This is a genomic window from Intrasporangium sp. (genome assembly GCF_051961875.1).
Lineage (GTDB): Bacteria > Actinomycetota > Actinomycetes > Actinomycetales > Dermatophilaceae > Intrasporangium_A.
The window spans coordinates 1-4,829 of sequence record NZ_JBQCCV010000264.1; the positions used below are offsets into that span (position 1 = coordinate 1).

Annotated in this window: 2 protein-coding genes; both read right to left on the bottom strand. The window is 70.7% G+C overall.

The features are described 5' to 3' along the window. Positions 1 to 328: 328 nt before the first annotated feature. The gene (locus tag ACTHJJ_RS16285; RefSeq protein ID WP_440303992.1) at positions 329 to 1,825 is read right to left on the bottom strand and encodes a DHA2 family efflux MFS transporter permease subunit; all 1,497 of its coding nucleotides are present in this window, start codon (positions 1,823 to 1,825) and stop codon (positions 329 to 331) included. A 68-nt stretch (positions 1,826 to 1,893) separates the two neighbouring features. After that, positions 1,894 to 4,829 (bottom strand): fibronectin type III domain-containing protein (locus ACTHJJ_RS16290; RefSeq protein WP_440303993.1); only part of this gene is annotated, 2,936 nt, incomplete at its 5' end.

Genomic DNA, 4,829 nt, shown 5'->3' on the forward strand with positions numbered 1-4,829 from the left:
GGCGCTCGCGGACGGCCTCATCGTGCAGGCCGCAGTCCCGTCCCACGCGCTCGCCGGCCTGCGTCTGGCCGACTCGCTCGGAATACAGGCGCAGGGGCGGTACGCGGCGGTTTCGCTCCCGCCCCGCTGACCCTGCCCCGACGTCACCCCACAGGAGCCCGACGTCACCCCGCCGGAGCCCGACGTCACCCCCCCGTGCCGGGACCGGCCAGCGGACGGTGACAGGCCGGCGTCGCCCGTCCCGTCGCGGAGCACCCCGGGTGACCTCGGCGCCCCACCGGGTGACTTCGGCGCTCCACGGGGTGACCTCGGCGGGATGGGAGGAGGGTCAGCGGCGGCCCTCAGCCACCTTGTCCTCCGCGGCGGCCGGCCTCCCGACCGCCGGCGGGACCTTGACGAAGAACAGCGCCACCGCCAGGCCGACCACGCCGAGCGCGGCGGGCAGGAGCACCGATTGCCCCATGGCGGCCGAGAAGCCTGCCTGCAGGAACGTCGGAAGGTGCCCGGAGGCGAGCTCGCCCGCGGGGGCCGCGTGGCCGCCGGTGGGGAGCTCTGCCGAGAGTCGGGCCTCCATGAGCGCGGCGATCGCCGCCGAGCCCAGCACGGCCCCCACCTGGCGCGTCGTGTTGTAGATGCCGGACCCGGCGCCAGCCAGCTGAGGCGGGAGGCCGCGCGTGGCCAAGGTGGCGAGCGGGCCCCAGATCCCGGCGTTCGCAACGCCGACCACCGCGCTCGGGATGAGCAGGACCCAGATGGGCTGTTCCGGCGTCATGAGCACCGCATAGAGGACGAGGCCGACGGCGAACACGAGCATGCCGCAGATGTTCATGATCTTGGCGTGGCCCCGGTCCACGAGCTTGCCGGCGAACGGCGCGAGGGCGCCGGAGAACACGGCGAGCGGGATGCTCATGAGCGCGGACTGGGTGGGGGTCATGCCCCGCACGAGCTGGTAGTAGAAGATCGTCGGCAGACCGAACGAGGTGACGGCGAAGCCGACCGTGGAGATGCCCAGGTTCGCAATGGAGAAGTTCCGGTCGCGGAAGAGTCCGAGCGGGACGAGGGGCTCGGCCCTGTTGACGGCCTGCCAGACCACGAACAGCGCCATCACCACGACCCCCGCGATGATCAGCGACCAGACGGTGATGGGCCCGTTGATGGTGCCCCAGGAGTAGGTCTGGCCCTCCTGGATGCCGAAGACGACGAGGAACATGCCGGCACCGCTGAGGACCACGCCGAGCCAGTCGAACCGATGCGAATGCGTGGGAAGCGTGGGGACGAGACGGGCGGCGAGGATGAAGCCGATGACGCCGACCGGCACGTTGATGTAGAACACCCACTCCCAGCCGAAGCCGTCCACGAGGATGCCGCCGAGGATCGGGCCCACGAGCATCGCGACGCCGGCGGTGGAGCCCCACACGCTCATCGCTGCGCCCCGCCGCTCAGGCGGGAAGATGCGGGTGATCACCGCCATGGTCTGCGGGGTCATGAAGGAGGCACCGAGGCCCTGCACCACGCGCGCGGCGATGAGCGAGACGATGCTCCCGGACAGGCCGCACCACAGTGAGGACAGGGTGAAGACGACGAGCCCGAACAGGTACATCCGCTTGGGCCCGAACCGGTCGCCGAGCCTGCCCGTGATGAGCAGCGGCACGGCGTAGGCGAGCAGGTAGGCGCTCGTGACCCAGATGACGGAGTTGATGTCGGCACCGAGTGCCCGCATGATCGCCGGGTTGGCCACCGACACGATCGTGGTGTCGATGAGGATCATGAAGAAGCCGATGACCAGCGCCCACAGGGCGGCCCACGGCCGTTGGATGTTTTCCACCGGACAAGGGTCTCACTTCGTCAGGACCGCGGCTGTCCGCAGGGGCTCCCCCGTGGCGAGCGTCACTCCTACCAGGTGGCGTCGTTGGTCCTGGCTGTTCCGCCCTTGCCGTCGTCGAGGGTCGCCCAGCCCTTGCTCCACGGGTTGATGTTGTTCTTGCCGAGGAAGCAGTGCTGGTTGTCCCGGAAGTACCCGTTGGCGTCGGTGACATGGGAGTAGGAGGCGAACACGTGCGTGGGATTGTCGATCCAGCACTGGACGCTGACCCGGGTATTGGGGTGGAAGTTCCTGCCCGTGACGTCGAAGTAGTAGCACGCGTTGGACGTGCACTGCGGATCATTCGCGCGCGGGCCCTGCGCGAGGGTCGCGCTGGGCGAGGCAGTGCGCGCGGAGTCGGACTTGCTCGAGCAGTTGGTGGGCTCGCCCTGGACGCAGGCCTTGACAGTGATCGAGTGCGCCTCGTCGGGCCCGTTGCCCACGGTCGCGGCGCCGTCGTTCGCCACGGTGTTGCCGTCGATCGTCACGGTGACGGTGCTGGGCCGGCCGTTGTTGTACCCGCCGGTGTTCCAGGTCATGTCCACGTGGATGCCGTTGGTCGCGGCGTTGGCCACCGGAGTCTTCGGCTGGCCGTACGGGTTGGCGGACGCGCGGTTGCTGTTGGGACCGGGCCCGGCGGAGTTCACCGCGCGCACCAGGAACGAGTACCCCGTGCCATTCTGCAGGCCGCCGACGATCTTGTTCGAGGCCAGCCCGCTCCAACTGCTGCCTCCGTCGACCGAGTACTGGTAGCCGGAGACCGGGTCACCGTTGGATGCTGCGGGGCTGAAGGCGAGCTGGACCTGGTTGCCACTGCCCGTGGTGTTCGCCGGCGTCGCACTCAGGTTGGTGACCGCGCCCGGACGCCCGTACGGCGTCACCGGGTTGCTGCGGGCACCCTGCGGCGAGGCGCCCACATTGTTGTGGGCCACGAGCGCGAACGTGTAGGTCGAGGAGTTGTCGAGGCCCGTGACCTGCTGGCGCGTTCCGGTCACTCCGGTCACCGTCTTCGCGACGGAGCCGCCGCGGTAGACGAGCACGTCGTAGGACGTCACCGGCTCTCCGTTGTCCTTGAGGGGTTCCGAGGCCCACGCCACGTCCACAACGCCGCCGTTGACGGCCGACGTCGAGCGGGTCGCCGTGGGTGCCGCGGGCGCGAGCGGGGCGCCTGCCGGCTTGGCGGCAGGCGAGAGCGAGGACCAGTCGGACGGGTCCTTGGCGCCGTTCTTGGCCTGGATCCGGGCGCGGTACTCGACGCCGTTGGTCAGACCGCCCCAGGTCAACTGGGTGACGGCGCCGACCGTGCGGCGCTGGACGCCTTCCTCGGAGGAGAGCTCGATCGTGTAGCTCTGGATCGGGGTGCCCTCGTTGGCGGGCGCGTTCCAGGTCATCGAGATGCTCTTGTCGCCACGGGACAGCACGGGAGGTCCGGGCTGGGACGGCTTGGCGTCGGGAGTGATGGGGGCCGAGGCGGGGCTCGGTGCGGAGTCGCCGACGGCGTTCGTCGCGACGACCGTGAAGGTGTATTTGGTGCCGTTGGTGAGCCCAGTGACGGTGCAGGTGGTCGTCGGGCAGGCCTGGCTGCCGCCCGCGTAGTTGACCCGGTACGCATTGATCTCCGCGCCGTTGTTCGACGGCGGGGTCCAGTGCAGCACGACCTGCCGGCTCGACATGCCGTCGACGACAGGGGCGCTCGGCGCATCCGGCTTGTCGCGGACCGTCACGGTGAACGTGCCCTCGACCTCGCGCTCGGTGTCCCCGGTCGCGTCGCCGACACGGTAGGTGCCCGTGAGCTGGCCGTGGAATCCCGAGGCGGGGGTCACGACGACGTGGTCGCCTTCGACCCGGGCATCGCCGCCGCCGCTGCCGACGCCCGCGCGGACCACTGTGAGCGGCTTGCCGGGGAACGGGTTGGCGTCATTGGCGAGGACGGGGATGTCGACGGGCTTGCCCGCCTGGGCGTCGGGTACCGCGTCGGGATTGGCGACGGCGAGCGGCCGGGTCGAGCGCACCACCCGCACCTCGACGGTGCCGTCGGCCTTCCCGCCGCGCCCGTCGTCGACCTGGATGCCGACCCTTCCGGAGGTACCGCGCTGGGCGGAGGTGACCTTGGCCTTGAGCACCGAGCCGTCGAGGGAAACGTCCACGCCTTCGGGCGCCGCCCCGGTGATCCTGTAGGAGGCGCGGTCGATGTCGCCCGGGTCCGGGTCGGTCGTGGCTGCGCGGAGGTCAAGCTGCCCGGCGTCCTCGCCCTGGGCCGCCTCGAGGATGCTGGTGGCGAAGGTGGGCGCGGTGTTGGGCTTGTCAGCGGTCGGCTCGACGTCGATCGGGATGGTCAGGATGCTCTTGAGCCCGTCGGAGTCGTCCGGGCCGGAGCCGTCCGTGGCCTCGAACGTGATGGAGGCACGGCCTCCGTAGTCCTTCCGCGGGGTGTAGCGGAGGGTGCCGGCGTCCTTGACGAGGCCGGAACCGTCGGCGGCGACTGCGGAGACGGCGCTCTCCCCCGTGATCCGCGGGCTCCTGCCCGGCCGCACAGTGACGTAGTCGGCGAGCTTGAGCTCGAGCGGCTGCCCGGCCTTGGCGTGTGCGGGATCGAGGGTCTTGAGCACCGGCCGCTGGTCGCGCAGGCCCGGTACCCAGATGATCGCGGTGGCCTGCAGGCCGTCCATGTCGGTGACGGTGTACGGGATGGCCTGGGGAGCCTCGGTGAGCGCGACGTTCACCCTCCCGCCGTCCACGGTGGTGCCCGGGGCAGCGGCGCTCGGCGGAATGGCCACCTTGAGGTCGCTCGCGACGCCGTCGGGATCCTCGTCGTTCTTGAGGACGTCCACGGCGAAGGCCTTTTTGCCGGCCACGTCCATGGGGTTGACCCGGTCGTCGCGGGCGATCGGCGCCTTGAGCGGGGCGTTGGGATCCGCCGTGACGATGATGTTGCCGACGGCCCGGCCGCCGCGGCCGTCGTCGACCG